Genomic DNA, 16,113 nt, shown 5'->3' with positions numbered 1-16,113 from the left:
CAGCCCCCTTATCATGAAACTGAAGCTATTGTATTTGCTTTCGCCAATCTGCAGATTAAAAGGTAAGGATTACTTAATGTATCGGCGTCTTATGTTTAATTTTTTGCAGTATATAGATACTGTATGTCTTTACAAAACTTCATCTACATCTAGATTTTTATCTAAATAAGCTGAACGCGCTTATAAAGCGTTACAAGACATCAAAAAATGCCAATACTCGACAGAGATAGTAAAAGACTAGCTAACTCGGGGGTTCTTTGTCTTTTTTCCTGCTTAGTAAATTTCTTAAACATTTGCAGCGTAGGTTAGTTGCAATTAAAAGCATCTGAATTTCGCTTGTCAAGCGTTTAAAACATAAAAAACGCCAATATTTTAAAGCGGATAATAACCCCAGGGCTTCTTTTGCCTTTTTTTTCATTTGGTAAATTTCTTAATGTTTATAGCTAACATGAAGCTAAGTACGAACTTTGTTAAACACAACAAATGGTGTCATCCCAGTGCCCCTGTGATGTATTCCAGTGCTTGACACTGCTCTCCTTTGTCATCCCAGTGTCCAATCAAAATTCCTGGATCCCAGTGTCTGGGCACTGGGATGACACCATCATAAAGGAACCAGTGTCAGCTACTTGGATGACACCATTCTTTCTTCTGGATTCCAGTGTCAAGCACTGGAATGACACCATAGGGGCACTGCCGTCATAAAGGAACCAGTGTCAGCTACTTTCATGACATCATCATAAAGTAAAATGAGATCCCAGTGTCACGCACTGGGATGACAAGAAGAGGGCACTGGGATGACACCATCATAAAGGAACCAGTGTCAGCTACTTTCATGACACCTCTGGGCACTGCCGTCTTGAATGGGAACCAGTCTTACATGACACCATTTACAACCACTCTCCTACCCTTTCTAGCTGTTTATAGCTGTTAAATCTCAGGAATTTATCAAAATATGGAGAGGCAATAAAGGGTGTGGAATTACTTAAATAATTAGATAAAAAACCAGGCAGATCATTTTTTAATTCTTGCATTTTGTATCTATAATTTTGTATAGAAATAACTTTTATTTTATCACAATCAAGTTTCCAATAAGCAAGTTCTGAGACTTCTCTTTTTGTTATATGTTCTACCGCTAAGGCTTGTAAAATTAATTGCGGAAAAAACCCCGACATCACTTCTTCGTTGGAAGGTGGTGAACCAAGTTTATAGTCTATAATTGCTACTTGCCCACTTGGTAGATACTCAACTCTATCACATCTTGCTGTCAGTAAGATTTCTTGAGGGATAAGATCTCTATTTGTCATCCAAGCAGTTTCATACTGATCACAAGAAATATAGATTCCAGCGTCACGCGCTGGAATGACACCAATATGGAATATCGGACAGGAAAAGCTCTTTTCCAACTCAACATAGTTGCTTCGAGTTTCATCAAGTTCGACAAAAGATTGAATTACCCTCTGTAGTCTTACCCACCACATATTTGAAAAATTAAACTGACTAGTCGAAAATGCTTCTCGTGCAATGCTCATTGGCGATTTTTTGTTGCGTAAATATCTTGCAAGAATGTTGTGTACCATAGTGCCAAATTCTAATATCGATGGCTTAAAATTCAAGTCTCTTAATTGTTTAAGGCCCAGTATATATTCAACGTAAAATGAATAAGGATTACGAATTAGCTTTTCTATTGCACTGCAAGACATCACCTGCATTTTTTCTTTTCTAACTTCGGTTTGAGGTTTTGGCATAGGCTGAGTACATGGAACAGTACATTCAGGCGTATTTAATATCCTCAGCCAATCACGATACGGCTGTTTCCCCTCCTTGAGTAGAATTTCCAAACGCTGCAATAGAATTGGTTTTCTATGGCTTAGCGATCTTGTAATATAAACCTTACTTGCACAAAACAAATTGTGTAAAGTATAAAAAAAATACCCCTGCTCTTCTTGCACGGAAGGAAGGTTAAATTTTTCTCTCGTAAGTGCATTCAAAAGCGGACTTTGAAAGCTTGGCGCTTCATTAAATCCAGCAAGTATTACAACTTTGTTGTGATATAAGCTGAATTTATTCAAGTCGCTTGCTACAGAGAAAAACTCTTTCTCTAAAAATAAGGTCAGAATTTGGCTATATAACTCTAAGGAGCATTTAATTCCTACACCCTCACATGCATTTGAGAAATTACAGGTAAAATTACCTATTTCACTATTTAGCTCTGAAAAATTTATACCAGATAATATATTAATACACTGCAAATGAGTTGCTACCACATCAAAAATAGAGCAATTTATAGAATGAAGTAAAGGATTAAATACGACCTCTAACTTACTGATAATAAGTAATATATCTTCTTTGTATTTTAGCTTTTTATGGGCATTGATAGCATTTATAATATCGCTCAGGCCATTTGTACTAAAGTTGCGTAATACCTCTATTTCAAATTCAGATAAAATCCGAGAGTACTCTTCTTGAGTGTAACCAAAAGTCACTAGCCTATGCTTAAGGAGCGAAAGTAATGACACACTGCTCCAATTTGAGGTCAAAACTTCGATACTATAAAGCAGAAGCGTTATATAAGGGTAATTTTCCGGTATGGCACTGTGTTGCCTTGATAAACATGCTATACGAGTTGCAAGTAATTTATCAAAGACGACCAAAGAAACATTTTCATAACCTTCATTTTCTATAATTAATGATGTCACTTGTGCTTCTTCCTCTCTGGAATCACAAGTGATGACTTCAATATTTTCAATTGATCTACCACCAACTTTGCTCAGATCGGCAGTTGTATCAAAGATGCAATCTAGATATTCCTCAGGACTTCCTGTTATCCCAGCCCCTTCTTTTGTCATCCCAGCCTTTTTTTCTGTCATCCCAGTGCTTGACACTGGGATCCAGTTTTCATTATACAGCCACCTGGTGCGCTCATTTAAAGTTAAGTTTTCTGGATCCCAGTGTCGAGCTACTCGGATGACATCAGAACACGCTTCTGGCAGAAAACTAACATCCCTTCTATCCACTTTTAAATAATCGAGCAGATCTTTCAGGCAATATTGATAGTGTTTTTTATCACGTAATTTCCAGTCTTTCTCTTTAATTTTCAAATTCAGGTTAGGCAAAATTATTTTTCCAAATGGCAGATCATATATAGCCTTAATTAACGACTTATCCTTTCCAATTCCAACAAAGATTATATGTTGGTCTTTTTGTAAAGAGGTTATCATATTGTTTATGTAATCACTCTTATGTTCTAATATATCCACTACTCCTAAATCTTTTAAAATTTTACTCCATGTTTCAATAAGTAAATTTATGAAACTTTCTATTTTTTTTGAATGTTCATCGGACTCTGCCATTTGGGTATACTGAATTTTATCAAGCAGTGATGGCAGGCTATAAGCTAAATCAATTGGAAAATTATCATTATTTTTTCTATTCCACTCCAATATGAATTGAATGAGTAGCAGCGTCCTTTTTGTTGGCTTGATAACTTTGACTCTATCAAGATTTAATATTAAATCCTCCTCATCGATGTTCTCTAGCGAAACTATCTCTGGTAAAATTATGCATTTTTTAGCGTTATGATTCTTGAATGCACTCAGCAGCGCTATCACATCCCTCTTGCAAGGAAGTATGATTTTTACTTCAGGAATTTTTTCCCTTTCATATTCAGAAAATATATGCTGAACCAGCACATCAAAAAGGGATTCATCCACATTAACGGTAAAAACTCTTCCCACTAACAGCAACAATTAATACAATACTTTTATTGTATAGAAATTATTCAAAATATAAACGTGCTTGTATGCTATTATATATTAAAATCTTTCATAACATTACATGACAAACATCAGAATAGAAGTTTTAAATAAATGTGAGCAAGTTGGCCGCAGATGGTTAGTCAACGTTTACTCGATTTATATACACAAAGAATTACCACCAAAATTATATGAAGAAATTTGCGGGCTATTTTATAATAAAGTCATACAAGACTGCCGTTATTATTCCTACAACGAAAACCTTGAAGAAGTTCAATATAACTTCATAGAACCACAAGCTGAGTGGGGCTTGGAAATAAGCTTTTTACCTGGCATGACCGATAATGTAGGCAACACAGCGAAACAAATTGTTAGAGAATATTTAATAAACAAAGGCTATATCGACCAGCCTGTCATCCCAGCCCCTTCTTTTGTTATCCAAGTAGCTGACACTTGGATCCAGAAAGAGAAAACGCAGATTCCAGCGTCACGCGCTGGAATGACACCAATTGAGATTAAGGCAAGAAGTTCAAAATTGATTTTGGGTAAAGGAAGCATGCCAACCGAAGATTATGTAAAGCAAGAATTCAACCCTATCACTGAGTATTGCATTCTTGTTTATAAAGAAAACGGCAATTGTTATTGGAGGCATTACGGTAAGTTAAAAGGCGTCATCCCAGTGCTTAACTACTTGGATCCAGAAAATTTCAAGCAATTGTATAATAAAAACTGGATTCCAGTGTCAAGCACTGGAATGACAGAGGGGGAAACAGGAATGACAGAAGGGAGAGCTGGAGATGCCCACTCCGGTGTCATTCCAGCGCGTGACCAGGAAAAAAAAGAATGGATCCCAGTGTCAAGCAATGGGATGACAGAAAAAAAGGCTGGGATGACAAAAGAGAGCACTGGAGTGATATCAAGTAGTAATGGGGCTAAATCTGTTGATTTAAATGTAAGTGACCAAGAACTTGAGAAAATCAGCAGAGATGGAATCGATGGTAATGGCACTTTAGGGCTCTCGCTGGCAGCAATGAAAGCTATAAAGGATTACTTTAAAAAACTTAATAGAAATCCATATGATATTGAACTTGAGTCCCTAGCACAAACTTGGTCTGAACATTGTAAGCACAACATTTTCTCCTCTCCAATTGATGAAATAAAAGATGGCCTGTATGCACATTATATTAAGCGTGCAACGCGTGAGATAAATTCTGACATATGTGTGTCAGTTTTCTCCGACAATGCCGGAGGAATAATTTTTGATGACGATTACTTGATTGTCGATAAAGTTGAAACTCACAATAGCCCTTCAGCTCTTGATCCATTTGGTGGAGCAATGACCGGAGTGCTTGGAGTTAATCGTGATATAGTGGGTTTCGGGAAAGGCGCAGAGCCTATAATGAATACCTATTACTTTTGCTTTGCCAAAGAAGCAAAAGGCAAATTTTATAGGGATAAAGAGCGCACTGATGAGATTTTACCGCCAAAATATATAATGAAAGAAGTGATTCACGGTGTTAATGTTGCTGGTAATTGCTCTGGTATTCCAACACAACTTGGATCGGTATATTTTGACGATAGATTTTGTGGAAAGCCGTTAGTCTTTGTTGGCAGTGTCGGAATTATTCCGCGCAGTATAAATAATGTACCTTCACACATCAAAGGGCCTAAAAACGGCGATAAAATCGTAATTATTGGTGGAAGAGTTGGAAGGGACGGAATTCACGGTGCAACTTTTTCTTCAGAGGCTTTATCGGGAAACAGCCCTTCAACAATTGTACAAATTGGTGACCCTATAACACAAAAAAAATTATCCAATGCCGCCTTGGAAGCAAGAGATCTTGGTCTTTATAATGCAATAACGGATAACGGAGCAGGTGGGCTGTCGTCGTCTATTGGTGAAATGGGAAAAGACGGATTTGAAGTTGATTTGAGCAAGGTTCTCCTTAAAAACGATGGTATGGCTCCGTGGGAAATATGGATATCAGAATCACAAGAGAGAATGACCTTAGCAGTGCCAGAAGAAAATCTCCCTATGTTTAAGCAAATCATGAAAAAACATGATGTGGAGGTTTGTGTGATTGGAGAGTTCAATGAGAGTGGTAAAGCTGTTGTTAAATGTCCTGAAGGGAAAGTAATAATGGATATCGGAACTGAATTTCTGCATGATGGTAACCCTAGAATGCACTTACAGACAAAGCCGTGGACTGGAGAGTGGATTCCAGTGTCAGCTACTTGCATGACATCAAGCCAAGAAGCCGAACTAAAAGAAATGCTAAGCAGACCAAACATATGCAGTAAAGAGTTCATAGTGGTGCAATACGACCATGAAGTTCAAGGGTCATCAGTGTTAAAACCACTGCAGGGCAAGGGAAGAGTGTGCAGCGAAGCTGTTGTCTCAAGGCCAATCCTTTCTTCAAATAAAGGTGTTGTGAAATCGCAAGGGTTTGGCTCGAGTTATGGGGAAATTGACACTTACCATATGGCAGCATGTGCGATTGACACTGCCATACGCAACTACGTAGCTGCAGGAGGAAATATAAATCATCTAGCGTTGCTCGACAATTTTTGTTGGTGTGATGCTTATAATCCAGAAAGGTTGTGGCAACTAAAGAGAGCTGCAGAGGCTTGTTACTACTTTGCAACTGCATTTAAAACACCATTCATATCTGGAAAAGATAGTATGTTTAACGACTTTAAGGGATATGATGAAAATGGCGAGAAAGTGATGATCTCTGCACCACCTTCATTACTCATCTCAGCAATTGGAGTTATAGAGAATATTGAAAATGCGGTATCGCTTGATGTAAAAATGCCAGGAGACTTAATATACGTGCTTGGAGAAACACTCGATGAACTTGGTAGATCTGAATATCAATTATACAGTGGAATAGATAATAACAATGTACCAAAAGTTGATGCAAAGAGCGCTAGGAAGTTGTATGAGCGTTACAACCAGGCAATAAAAGATGGCATAATTGCCTCTGCAATTGCACCAAACTTGGGCGGATTAGTTATTGCTCTGGCAAAATCGCTAATTGCAGGAGACCTTGGTGCTGAAATCGATCTTTCACTAGTGCCAATAGGAAAAATACAAAATACAGACATAATAAACAAGATAATAATGTTTTCTGAATCGCAAAGTAGAATTTTGGTTACTATTGCACCACAAAATCAGAAGAGGTTTGAAGAATCGTTTGAAGGTGCGGTTTATTCATGTATTGGCAAAGTAACAGAGAAAAAGGTGCTAAACATAAAGGATGTTTTAAAAGTAAATCTGAAAGATGTGGCATGCTAATATAAAATGTTTTCCTCATTATGATAAATAACTCTTTTACTATATGTAATGTTTATTTAGAATGAATGTATGTTATTAATTTTGGGTAGGTAATTATGTCTATTTTATCGATACTCCTGTTTATCAGTCTTTCTTTACTCAACACTTCAAATAAATTGATGATATGTGCTGCCTTATTTGTGGGAGCTGCTTTAGTTATAAATTCAATGGTTGAATTTTATGGCAAAAGCAAAGCTACGTACAGTTTAATAGTGTGTACAGTGCTATGTTGTGTTTTTAAATTGCAAAGTTTTAGTTTGATGATATTGATTTCATATACTGCAATTTTAGTCTCTCTTCTCTCAAGTATAATTATTTTTGAAAAATTGAGGTCCAAGTTGAATTTTCATATGGCAAATTTCATTACTTTAATTATAGCATCAGTGGTTGATAGTACAGTTGTATGTGTTGGATTACTATACAAATTTTCTGCAGGTAAATGCTTATCAATATATATTAGAGATTTAATTTTTAAGTTTTCTTATCCGTCAGTATTGAGCATCTGCTTGTTTGCAGGAATGTATTTATTTTGCTTGGCGAACAAGAAATATTTTAAGATTTCCACATAACCTGTTTTCTGATATAGCTAAACTGACTTTGGGTCCTGGGGGTGTATTTGGTGGTCCTAATACGTAACAACAGTTTAGAATTTATAGGTAGCCTAAACCCACAACTGTACAAACATTATGATTTGAGCCTATCAGGGGGGTGTCATTCCAGTGCCCAGACAGTGGAATCCAGAAAAAAGAATGGTGTCATCCCAGTGCTTGACACATAGCTGTACGAACATTCATTTTTGAAGGTAAATTGCACAGCAAATGGTGTCATTCCAGTCTGGAATCCAGAAATTTTGCTTATAACTGAGCTGATGAGCTAAAGGTAGTTGTCTTACGCTAAAACAAACGTTTTTAATTAAGTTGCATAGAACCAGTGTCTGGGCACTGGCCCACTGGTGGGAATTGCTCCTAAACTACAACGTTCGTACAGCTATGTGCTTGACACTGGGATGACATCATAGGGGCACTGGCCTACTTAACCGTCATACCGTTGCGGTATCTCAGCCGCTAACAAGTAGCGGAATGACGATTTATCAAACGCTGCCTAATTTTCCGTAACAGTTGAAAAAATCAATAGAAAATCAATATATCACTATAAATTCACGTATTTTGAGGCTATAATAGTCAAAAATACGTGATGTATGGACAATTTCATCAGAGTTAAGGGCGCAAGGGAACATAATCTGCAAGGTGTAGACGTCAATATACCGAAAAATAAGCTAGTTGTTATAACTGGGCTAAGTGGTTCTGGCAAGTCTAGCCTCGCATTTGATACGATTTATGCAGAAGGCCAACGCCGGTACGTTGAAAGCCTATCAGCTTACGCGCGTCAATTTCTCAACATTCAGGATAAACCAGATGTTGAGTCGATTACAGGTCTCTCTCCTGCAATATCTATCAACCAGAAATCGATCTCAAAAAATCCAAGGTCAACAGTTGGAACTATTACCGCAATTTACGATTACTTGCGCTTAGTATATGCACGAATAGGAGTTCCTTATTCACCTGCAACTGGATTACCAATAACAAAACAAACGGTGTCTCAAATTGTAGATACTATAATTGCGTTACCTTTAGAAACTAAGATATATATACTTGCCCCTGTTGTGCGTGATAGAAAGGGAGAACATCTTAAAGAGATATTGGAAATTAAAAGACAAGGTTACGTAAGGTTCAAAATAGATGGTGAAGTGTACAATGTAGATAACTTGCCTAAACTCGATAAGAACAAGAAACACGACGCTTTTGTGGTTGCAGATAGAATATCAATATTGGGCGATATAGGAAATCGACTGCCAAGTAGTATAGAATCCGCACTAAAACTTGGTAATGGTCTAATGTATGTAGAAATAGTAAACCTACCTGACAACCATAATTCCGAGTATAAAAATGGTCAAATTCTGACTTTTTCAGAGAATTTTGCATGCCCCGAGTCTGGTTTCACTCTTGAGGAAATAGAACCAAGATTATTTTCTTTTAACAGTCCTTACGGTGCATGTGGTGCGTGTAATGGGCTTGGTAAAAAGCTAAGTGTTGATGTAAAGCTAATAGTACCGGATGAAACTCTTTCAATATCTGAGGGTGCTTTAAAGCCAGTGGGATCAATGTTCCGTCAAGTGCACACAGGTTATGGATTTCTAAAAAGTGCAATTCTATTACTGGCTGAAAACTACAAATTTAACCTTGATATTCCGTGGAAGAACATAGATCAAGAAGTAAAAGATATGATACTCTTTGGCTCTAATAAATTTCAAGGTTTGATCAGTATCTTGGAGAACCAGATGGATTATGATGAAACGCTTGTTGAGCGATATTGCTCTGTCACTCACTGCAGAGAATGTACTGGCTATAGATTGAAAAAAGAAGCGCTTACAGTAAAAATTGATAGCAAACATATAGGTGAAGTATCAGAGCTCAGCATCGATGAATCCCTTAAATGGTTTGAAAATTTGCCAGACAAGCTCACAGAACAACAGAAGCAAATCTCAAGTAAAATATTAAATGAAATAATCAAGAGGCTAGCATTTTTAAAGAATGTAGGGTTGAATTACCTAACGCTTGATCGAGAATCTAGCACTCTCTCTGGCGGTGAGAGTCAGAGGATCAGACTTGCTTCACAAATTGGCTCTGGTTTAACAGGAGTGCTGTACGTGCTTGATGAACCCTCGATAGGCCTTCATCAATGCGATAATGATCGGTTAATTGCTACACTGAAAAACTTGAGAGACATGGGTAACACTGTAATCGTTGTTGAGCATGATGAAGATACAATAATGGCTGCTGATTATGCAATTGATATTGGTCCTGGAGCTGGCGTAAATGGTGGAAAAGTTGTTGCAGAAGGAACACCAGACCAGGTGCAAAGAAATTCAGAGAGCATAACAGGGCAATATTTGAGTGGAGAGAAAAAAATTTTAATTCCAAGGAGAAGAAAGCAAGCAACTCAGTTCATAAAAGTAATAAATGCATGTGAAAATAACTTAAAAAATGTGAACGTTAAATTTCCTATAGGGAATCTTATTTGTGTTACTGGAATATCAGGAGGGGGAAAATCAAGTTTAGTCATAGAAACGTTATATAAATATTCAGCACATAAGATACATCATTCGTCTGCAAGGTATGGCCAATGCGATAAGATAGAAGGCCTTGAATATATAGATAAAGTTATAGAAGTTGATCAGTCGCCAATTGGTAGAACTCCTGCGTCAAATCCAGCAACATATGTCGGTATGTTTACTCATATAAGAAATTGGTTTGCAGGTCTTTCGGATTCAAAAGCAAGGGGATATAATATAGGCCGGTTTTCATTTAATACCAGAGGGGGAAGGTGTGAGGCTTGTAAAGGTGATGGGCACTTAAAGATAGAGATGCATTTTCTACCGGACGTTTATGTGAAGTGTGAGCAGTGTAAAGGGCGAAGGTATAATCGGGAAACATTGGAAGTTACTTATAAAGAAAAATCAATCTCTGATGTCCTTGATATGACGATAGATCAAGCTTGTGATTTTTTTGAAAACCTTCCAATGGTAAAAGAAAAGTTGATTTCTTTGCAGGAAGTGGGGCTTGGCTATATAAAACTCGGACAGTCGTCAACAACGTTGTCTGGGGGTGAAGCACAACGAATAAAGCTGTCCAAGGAGCTATCAAAACGATTTACCGGAAGAACATTGTATATTCTTGATGAGCCAACAACTGGATTACACTTTGAAGATATAAATAACTTACTAAAAATACTCCATAGATTAGTCGATCTGGGAAACACTGTTATAGTTATCGAGCACAATTTGCACGTTATAAAAACTGCAGATTATATAATAGACATCGGACCAGAGGGCGGAATAAAAGGCGGAGAAGTGATTGCTACTGGAACTCCAGAAGAAGTGGCAAAAATTCCAGAAAGTGTTACAGGCAGGTATCTTAAAACGTATTTATTATAAACTATTTCTTAATTATATTAGGCTAGGTTACATATTCATGATTTGGAGATAAGAATGTCAGTATATCAATATTTTAAAAGGTATGCTAAATATGGAATTGTGCCTGCTAAGGAAGTAAAAAATCACACACCAGTTCCAGAGAATAGTTTCTATAAATCTGTGCATTATGTTGATAATGTGCTAGGACCTGTGAAAGATGTAATTTGTGGAGTTGAGAGTAAGAACGGTTATAATGATCAATATATAAAAAATTGTGAGTATGTGGGTTATAGAGCAGAGGAAGTGTTTCCACTTTGTAAACGGGGTGCTTTTCTAGCAGCTAGCATAATATTGCAACCTTTATTTTTGTTAGTGGCATATTCATCATACTTACCAATTAAGTTGTTGTCAAAAATAACAGGGGGTTATTGTCTTAAAACGGATACAAAATCATTCGTTGATTATTCAAACATATTTTTAGAAATGGGGCAAGATTGTGCTAGTGCAGTAGCTAGAGTATTTAATAAGATTGTAAGTTATGCTTGCGCTGCTGTCATTTGGGCTGCCGCGTTAATGATAACGCCACTCATGTTGGCTTATAACAAAGTGCAAAGTAAGTTAAGTGAAACACAGGAGCCAGAAAAACATCAACTTTTATCTAAGGATAATTCAAAGACTACTTTAGTCGGTGGTGTACCACGGACTGAGTTATAAGTTCTGCTTTTCAGCAGTATGAACTATATTGAAATGAAATAAAAAGTGAAAGGGTGTAAGTTTAAGTTACTTTAGCTATACTATATAAATTATTTTATAATATATTTAATGAGTTGTGAACCTTCTCTTACTAAAAAAAGCTACAAATCTCATATTTCCAAGCGTATGCGTAAGTTGCGAATGTATCATTGATGAAAATCTTAATCTGTGTAGTGAATGCAACAAAAAAATCAATTTTCTAACTAAGCATTACTGCAATGTTTGTGGCGTAGTAATCTCAGACAATATTTATACGTGTGGTAAGTGCATCATCAATCCTCCACCGTTTAAAGTATTAAGATCAGTTTTTGCTTATGATCAACATAGTAAAAACATGATTATAAATTTCAAATTTTTTGATAATTTGAATTACGTAAAAATCTATGCAAAGTGGATATACCAAGCTAATCAGGATACATTTCAGAACGCAGAGATCATAATTCCTATACCGTTACATAAAATGCGCTTGTTTAAACGTAAATATAATCAAGCAGCGTTGCTTGCAAAAGAGTTGAGTAAGTTGTCCAATTTATCCTATACGCCATTTGCAATAAAACGTCTTCGCCATACTGTGCCTCAAGCTGGTCTTTCACTTAAACAGCGTGAAAAAAATTTAAAGAAGGCTTTTAAAACAAGCAACAAGAAAATTATCGAAAATAAAATCGTGATATTAGTTGATGATGTGGTAACAACCGGAGCAACTGTAAGATCTTGCTCTCAGGAAATTTTAAACTCCGGTGCAAAAGAAGTGAGAGTGCTATCACTTGCAAGAACGGTGAATGATTGGACCTCTTGCATAAAAAATTAGCAGTCAGTGTCATCCAAGTAGCTTGACTACTTGGATCTATTTTTTTCTAGATTCCAGCGCCAGCGTCACGCACATAGCTGTACGAACATTGTCTGCCAAGGAGGGTGTCATCCCAATGCCCCGACACACAGCTGTACGAACATTGTCTACCAGGAGGATGTCATCCCAGTGCTTGACACTGGGATCCAGGGAAGTTTGCTTGTAAACTGATTTGTTGAGTATGAAAAATAGCTGATCTTATACTAAATTGATAAGGCTGCATAAAAAGCTAAATTCCAGCATCAGCTACTTTCATGACACCAACCCCTGCCATCCACTGGATCTATGCTCTTTTTTTCCTGGATCCCAGTGTCAAGCACTGGGATGACATCACTTTTGCTTCAATATTCGCACATTAGCGGAGGTAAGCCCATTGTGAAAATCAGTATGTTAAGGCATGATTTTTAATAACCTCAACATCACTAAATTCAAAAGTTTGGTTGCCTATAATTTGAAATTTCTCATTTCCCTTTCCTGCAACTAGCAGAATCATACCCTCGTTATAGGCAATATCTACGCCTTTCTCTATAGCTTCTCTCCTACCTCCTATCTCCAGTGCATCAGGGCAATGTAGCAAAATATCGTGGCGAATTTTTGCCGGATCTTCATCACGCGGATTATCATCTGTAATTATTACTTTGTCTGCATACATTTGTGCTATTTTGCCCATTTCTGAACGCTTTTTCTGATCGCGGTTACCACCACAACCAAAAACTAGAATTATTTTTTTGTTGATATGCCATTTTAAAGATAATATGACTTGTTTAAGCGCACTTGGAGTATGAGCGTAATCCACAAATGCAAAAGGTTTCACTTTTTCCATTCTTCCTGGTGGAGAAACGAGTCTTTCTACACATATTTCTCTGTAATTTAATCCAGATATACCAATTGCACATAGCAGATTATATGCCTGAAACTGCCCCAAAATTGGGAAAAATGTATTGTAAATTTGGTTATCAATTTTTACTGTAAGATGTTGACCACTTGGAGTTGGTGTTTGCTCTAATAAAGTAATATCAGAGCCTGTTTTTCCATAGGTGATAATTTTGTTGCTGCGTTTTTCAGCTATTTTAAGCAATGCGTAGTACTCATCTATATCCGCATTTAAAATCGCTGTTTTTCCTTCTGGTAATACTTCGTAAAATAACCTTTTTTTAGTTTCTAAATATTCACCAAGACTTTTATGGTAATCTAAATGATCTTGCGAGAAATTAGTAAAAGCTGCAGCACTCAACTTTAATCCATGGATTCTGTATTGATCAATTCCATGACTTGATGATTCCAACACTAAGTGTTCTACATTTATACCACGCAATGTTGCGTAAAGGTCATCTGCACCTGGAGTGGTAAGACTGTTGCTATTACCTTTTCTGCCATTATTGATGCATGTTCCAAGTGTTCCAATAGACGCAGCATTATAGCCAGAGTTTTGCCAGATCTGGCGGCAAAATTCTACTACTGAAGTTTTACCATTTGTACCAGTTACAGCAGCAACATATTTGGGCTGTTTGAATTGATAAAACCTGCTGACTATTTCGCTGTATATTTCTTGAGGGTTTGGGTGTTCAAGCACTGCAAAGCTCGAAGTATCTGTCATTCCAGTGCGTGACACTGGAATCCAGTTTTTATTATACAATTGCCTAGTGTGCTCATTTGCAATTAAATTTTCTGGATCCAAGTAGTCAAGCACTGGGATGACATCTTTCTTGGCCCCTTGTATCACAACGTCTACACAGTTGTGTACGTAACACTGTGATTCAGTAGGAAGGATATGGATTCCAGTATCGCATGTTGCGTATTCTTTACTCCTTTCTGACACACAAACAAAAAGATACCCCTCCTTAGATCTTTTGGGATTACATGTAACGCCCTTGATCTCAATATCAAAGTTAACATCAATAATGTTATGCAGTAATTCTCTCAGTTTCATGTCCTACTTCATCGTTTTGAAAGTCTAAGCATGATAACCTTTTTAGTGCATCATTAAGGTCAAAGATTAAATCTTCAGGATCTTCCAGTCCACAAAATATCCGTATAAAACTTCCACCATAATCTGAATTCATTACAGATCTTGACATAGATCTACGATCTATTGGTAATATTAAACTATCGCACCCTCCCCAAGAAGCACCAATACTAAAAATTTTCATATGATCAACCATGCAGCTTAGTTCTTCACATGAATATTCTCTATCTAGTACTATACTGAATGTGCCGCTTGCTCCTTTGAAATAACTTTTCCATAATTCGTGTTGAGGATGGGAGGGAAGTGCTGGATATAAAACCTTTCTAACTTTTTGCTGTGCTTCTAGCCACTTTGCCACTTCCATTGCTGTATTTTGGTGCCTTTTCATACGTGTGTGCAGTGTTCTTAGTCCCCTGTGTGCAAGGTAGCAGTCGTGCGATTGAATGGTTACCCCATAATTTTTATAGCTCTCATAAAGCAATTTAAAAATTTCACCTTCAGCAATAATAGCCCCCATCAATAAGTCTGAGTGACCGGCTAGATACTTTGTCACCGCATATAGTGCAACATCAACTCCATAATCAAACGGCTTAAATAACAAAGGAGTGGCCCATGAATTGTCACAAACGGTCACAATTTCATGTTCCTTAGCAACTTTTACTATATGCTCTATATTCGAAATCTCAAACGTTACAGAACCAGGAGTCTCGATCATTATCAATGAAGTATTACTCTGAATTAAATCAGTTATATCCTGTGTTGGATCATAAAAAGTTACTTCTGTTCCTCTTTTTGGTAGCTCATTTTCTGCAAACCTCCTAAGCCTATAATAACTATTATCTTGAATTAAAACGTGCGAGCCTGCTTTAGTGAAAGTTAGAATAGCAAAAGTAAGTGCAAATAGTCCGGAAGGATAAATAAGCGCTTGTCCACTCCCCTCAATTTCAGCCAGTGCATTTGAAAGATAATGAACAGTAGGAGTACCAACACTACTGTAGCTATAATCCCTTGCAACACCATCGTTGATTACATCGTATATACTTTCTCCATTTGCTGCATTTAAGTAGTCCTTGTAAGTAGGAAATAATATGGTAGAAGAATGATAAACTGGCGGGTTCATAGAACCTTTATAGTCATTAAATTTTCTTCCTGCTTTAACTAATATAGACTCTTCCTTCACATCTTTATTATTTATTTTTTAAATTGTACTCATTTTGCGTATACAAGTGAAGAGAAATTGCATGTATTAGCTCTATCTCACCCTTCAATAACTCATAAATCAACTTGTGTCTTTTTAGAACGCTCATTCCAATAAAGCCGTCAGATATTAATATTAATTTAATGTGCGAAGGTAATGTTGAAGATGAAGCAAAATAATGATCAGCATGCTTTGCTGATTCATCGATAATGTTGATATCAATTACATCTATCGAATCGCGTATCTTTTCTTCTATTGCCTTAATAATGTCCATAATGGTTTCTTTA

9 protein-coding genes are annotated in these 16,113 nt (G+C 36.9%); 5 read left to right on the top strand and 4 right to left on the bottom strand.

Features of this window, described 5'->3' with window-relative positions; all coding sequences use genetic code 11:
* Positions 1-483: 483 nt before the first annotated feature.
* The gene (locus tag OPR57_RS04020) at positions 484-702 is read left to right on the top strand and encodes a hypothetical protein (RefSeq protein ID WP_265035812.1); all 219 of its coding nucleotides are present in this window, start codon (positions 484-486) and stop codon (positions 700-702) included.
* Between the two features lie 185 nt (positions 703-887).
* On the opposite strand, the gene OPR57_RS04015 is transcribed toward OPR57_RS04020, so the two are convergent.
* Positions 888-3,734 (bottom strand): WPE palindromic element domain-containing protein, encoded by a 2,847-nt coding sequence (locus tag OPR57_RS04015; protein ID WP_265035811.1) that lies wholly within the window; start codon positions 3,732-3,734, stop codon positions 888-890.
* A gap of 100 nt (positions 3,735-3,834) precedes the next feature.
* Between OPR57_RS04015 and OPR57_RS04010 the strand changes: the two genes are divergently transcribed.
* The 4 genes from OPR57_RS04010 to OPR57_RS03995 all read left to right on the top strand — a co-directional run bounded on the left by OPR57_RS04010 (position 3,835) and on the right by OPR57_RS03995 (position 12,623).
* Positions 3,835-7,050, top strand: coding sequence for an AIR synthase-related protein (locus OPR57_RS04010; protein WP_265035810.1), 3,216 nt, complete (start codon positions 3,835-3,837; stop codon positions 7,048-7,050).
* A 1,237-nt stretch (positions 7,051-8,287) separates the two neighbouring features.
* The gene (gene uvrA, locus OPR57_RS04005; protein ID WP_265035808.1) at positions 8,288-11,083 is read left to right on the top strand and encodes an excinuclease ABC subunit UvrA; all 2,796 of its coding nucleotides are present in this window, start codon (positions 8,288-8,290) and stop codon (positions 11,081-11,083) included.
* 54 nt (positions 11,084-11,137) lie between these two features.
* Positions 11,138-11,776, top strand: a complete 639-nt coding sequence (locus OPR57_RS04000) for a hypothetical protein (protein WP_265035807.1) — start codon at positions 11,138-11,140, stop codon at positions 11,774-11,776.
* A 115-nt stretch (positions 11,777-11,891) separates the two neighbouring features.
* Positions 11,892-12,623 carry a ComF family protein gene (locus OPR57_RS03995; protein ID WP_265035806.1) on the top strand — a complete coding sequence of 244 codons (732 nt, stop codon included), beginning with the start codon at positions 11,892-11,894 and terminating at the stop codon, positions 12,621-12,623.
* 421 nt (positions 12,624-13,044) lie between these two features.
* Here OPR57_RS03995 and murE read toward each other — a convergent pair whose 3' ends face one another.
* From murE to OPR57_RS03980, 3 genes are read right to left on the bottom strand one after another with little or no spacing between them, the layout of a single operon-like run.
* Positions 13,045-14,592 carry a UDP-N-acetylmuramoyl-L-alanyl-D-glutamate--2,6-diaminopimelate ligase gene (gene murE, locus OPR57_RS03990; RefSeq protein ID WP_265035805.1) on the bottom strand — a complete coding sequence of 516 codons (1,548 nt, stop codon included), beginning with the start codon at positions 14,590-14,592 and terminating at the stop codon, positions 13,045-13,047.
* On the bottom strand, positions 14,567-15,808 hold the full coding sequence (gene metC, locus OPR57_RS03985; protein WP_265035804.1) for a cystathionine beta-lyase: 1,242 nt from the start codon (positions 15,806-15,808) through the stop codon (positions 14,567-14,569). Before metC ends, murE begins: the two co-directional genes overlap by 26 nt.
* 7 nt (positions 15,809-15,815) lie before the next feature.
* Entirely contained in the window at positions 15,816-16,100 is a 285-nt protein-coding gene (locus OPR57_RS03980) for a BolA family protein (protein ID WP_265035802.1), read from the bottom strand.
* Positions 16,101-16,113: the final 13 nt, after the last annotated feature.

Source organism: Wolbachia endosymbiont (group A) of Anomoia purmunda, from assembly GCF_947251545.1.
Classification (GTDB): Bacteria; Pseudomonadota; Alphaproteobacteria; order Rickettsiales; family Anaplasmataceae; genus Wolbachia.
This window is presented reverse-complemented; position numbering and strand designations above follow the sequence as displayed.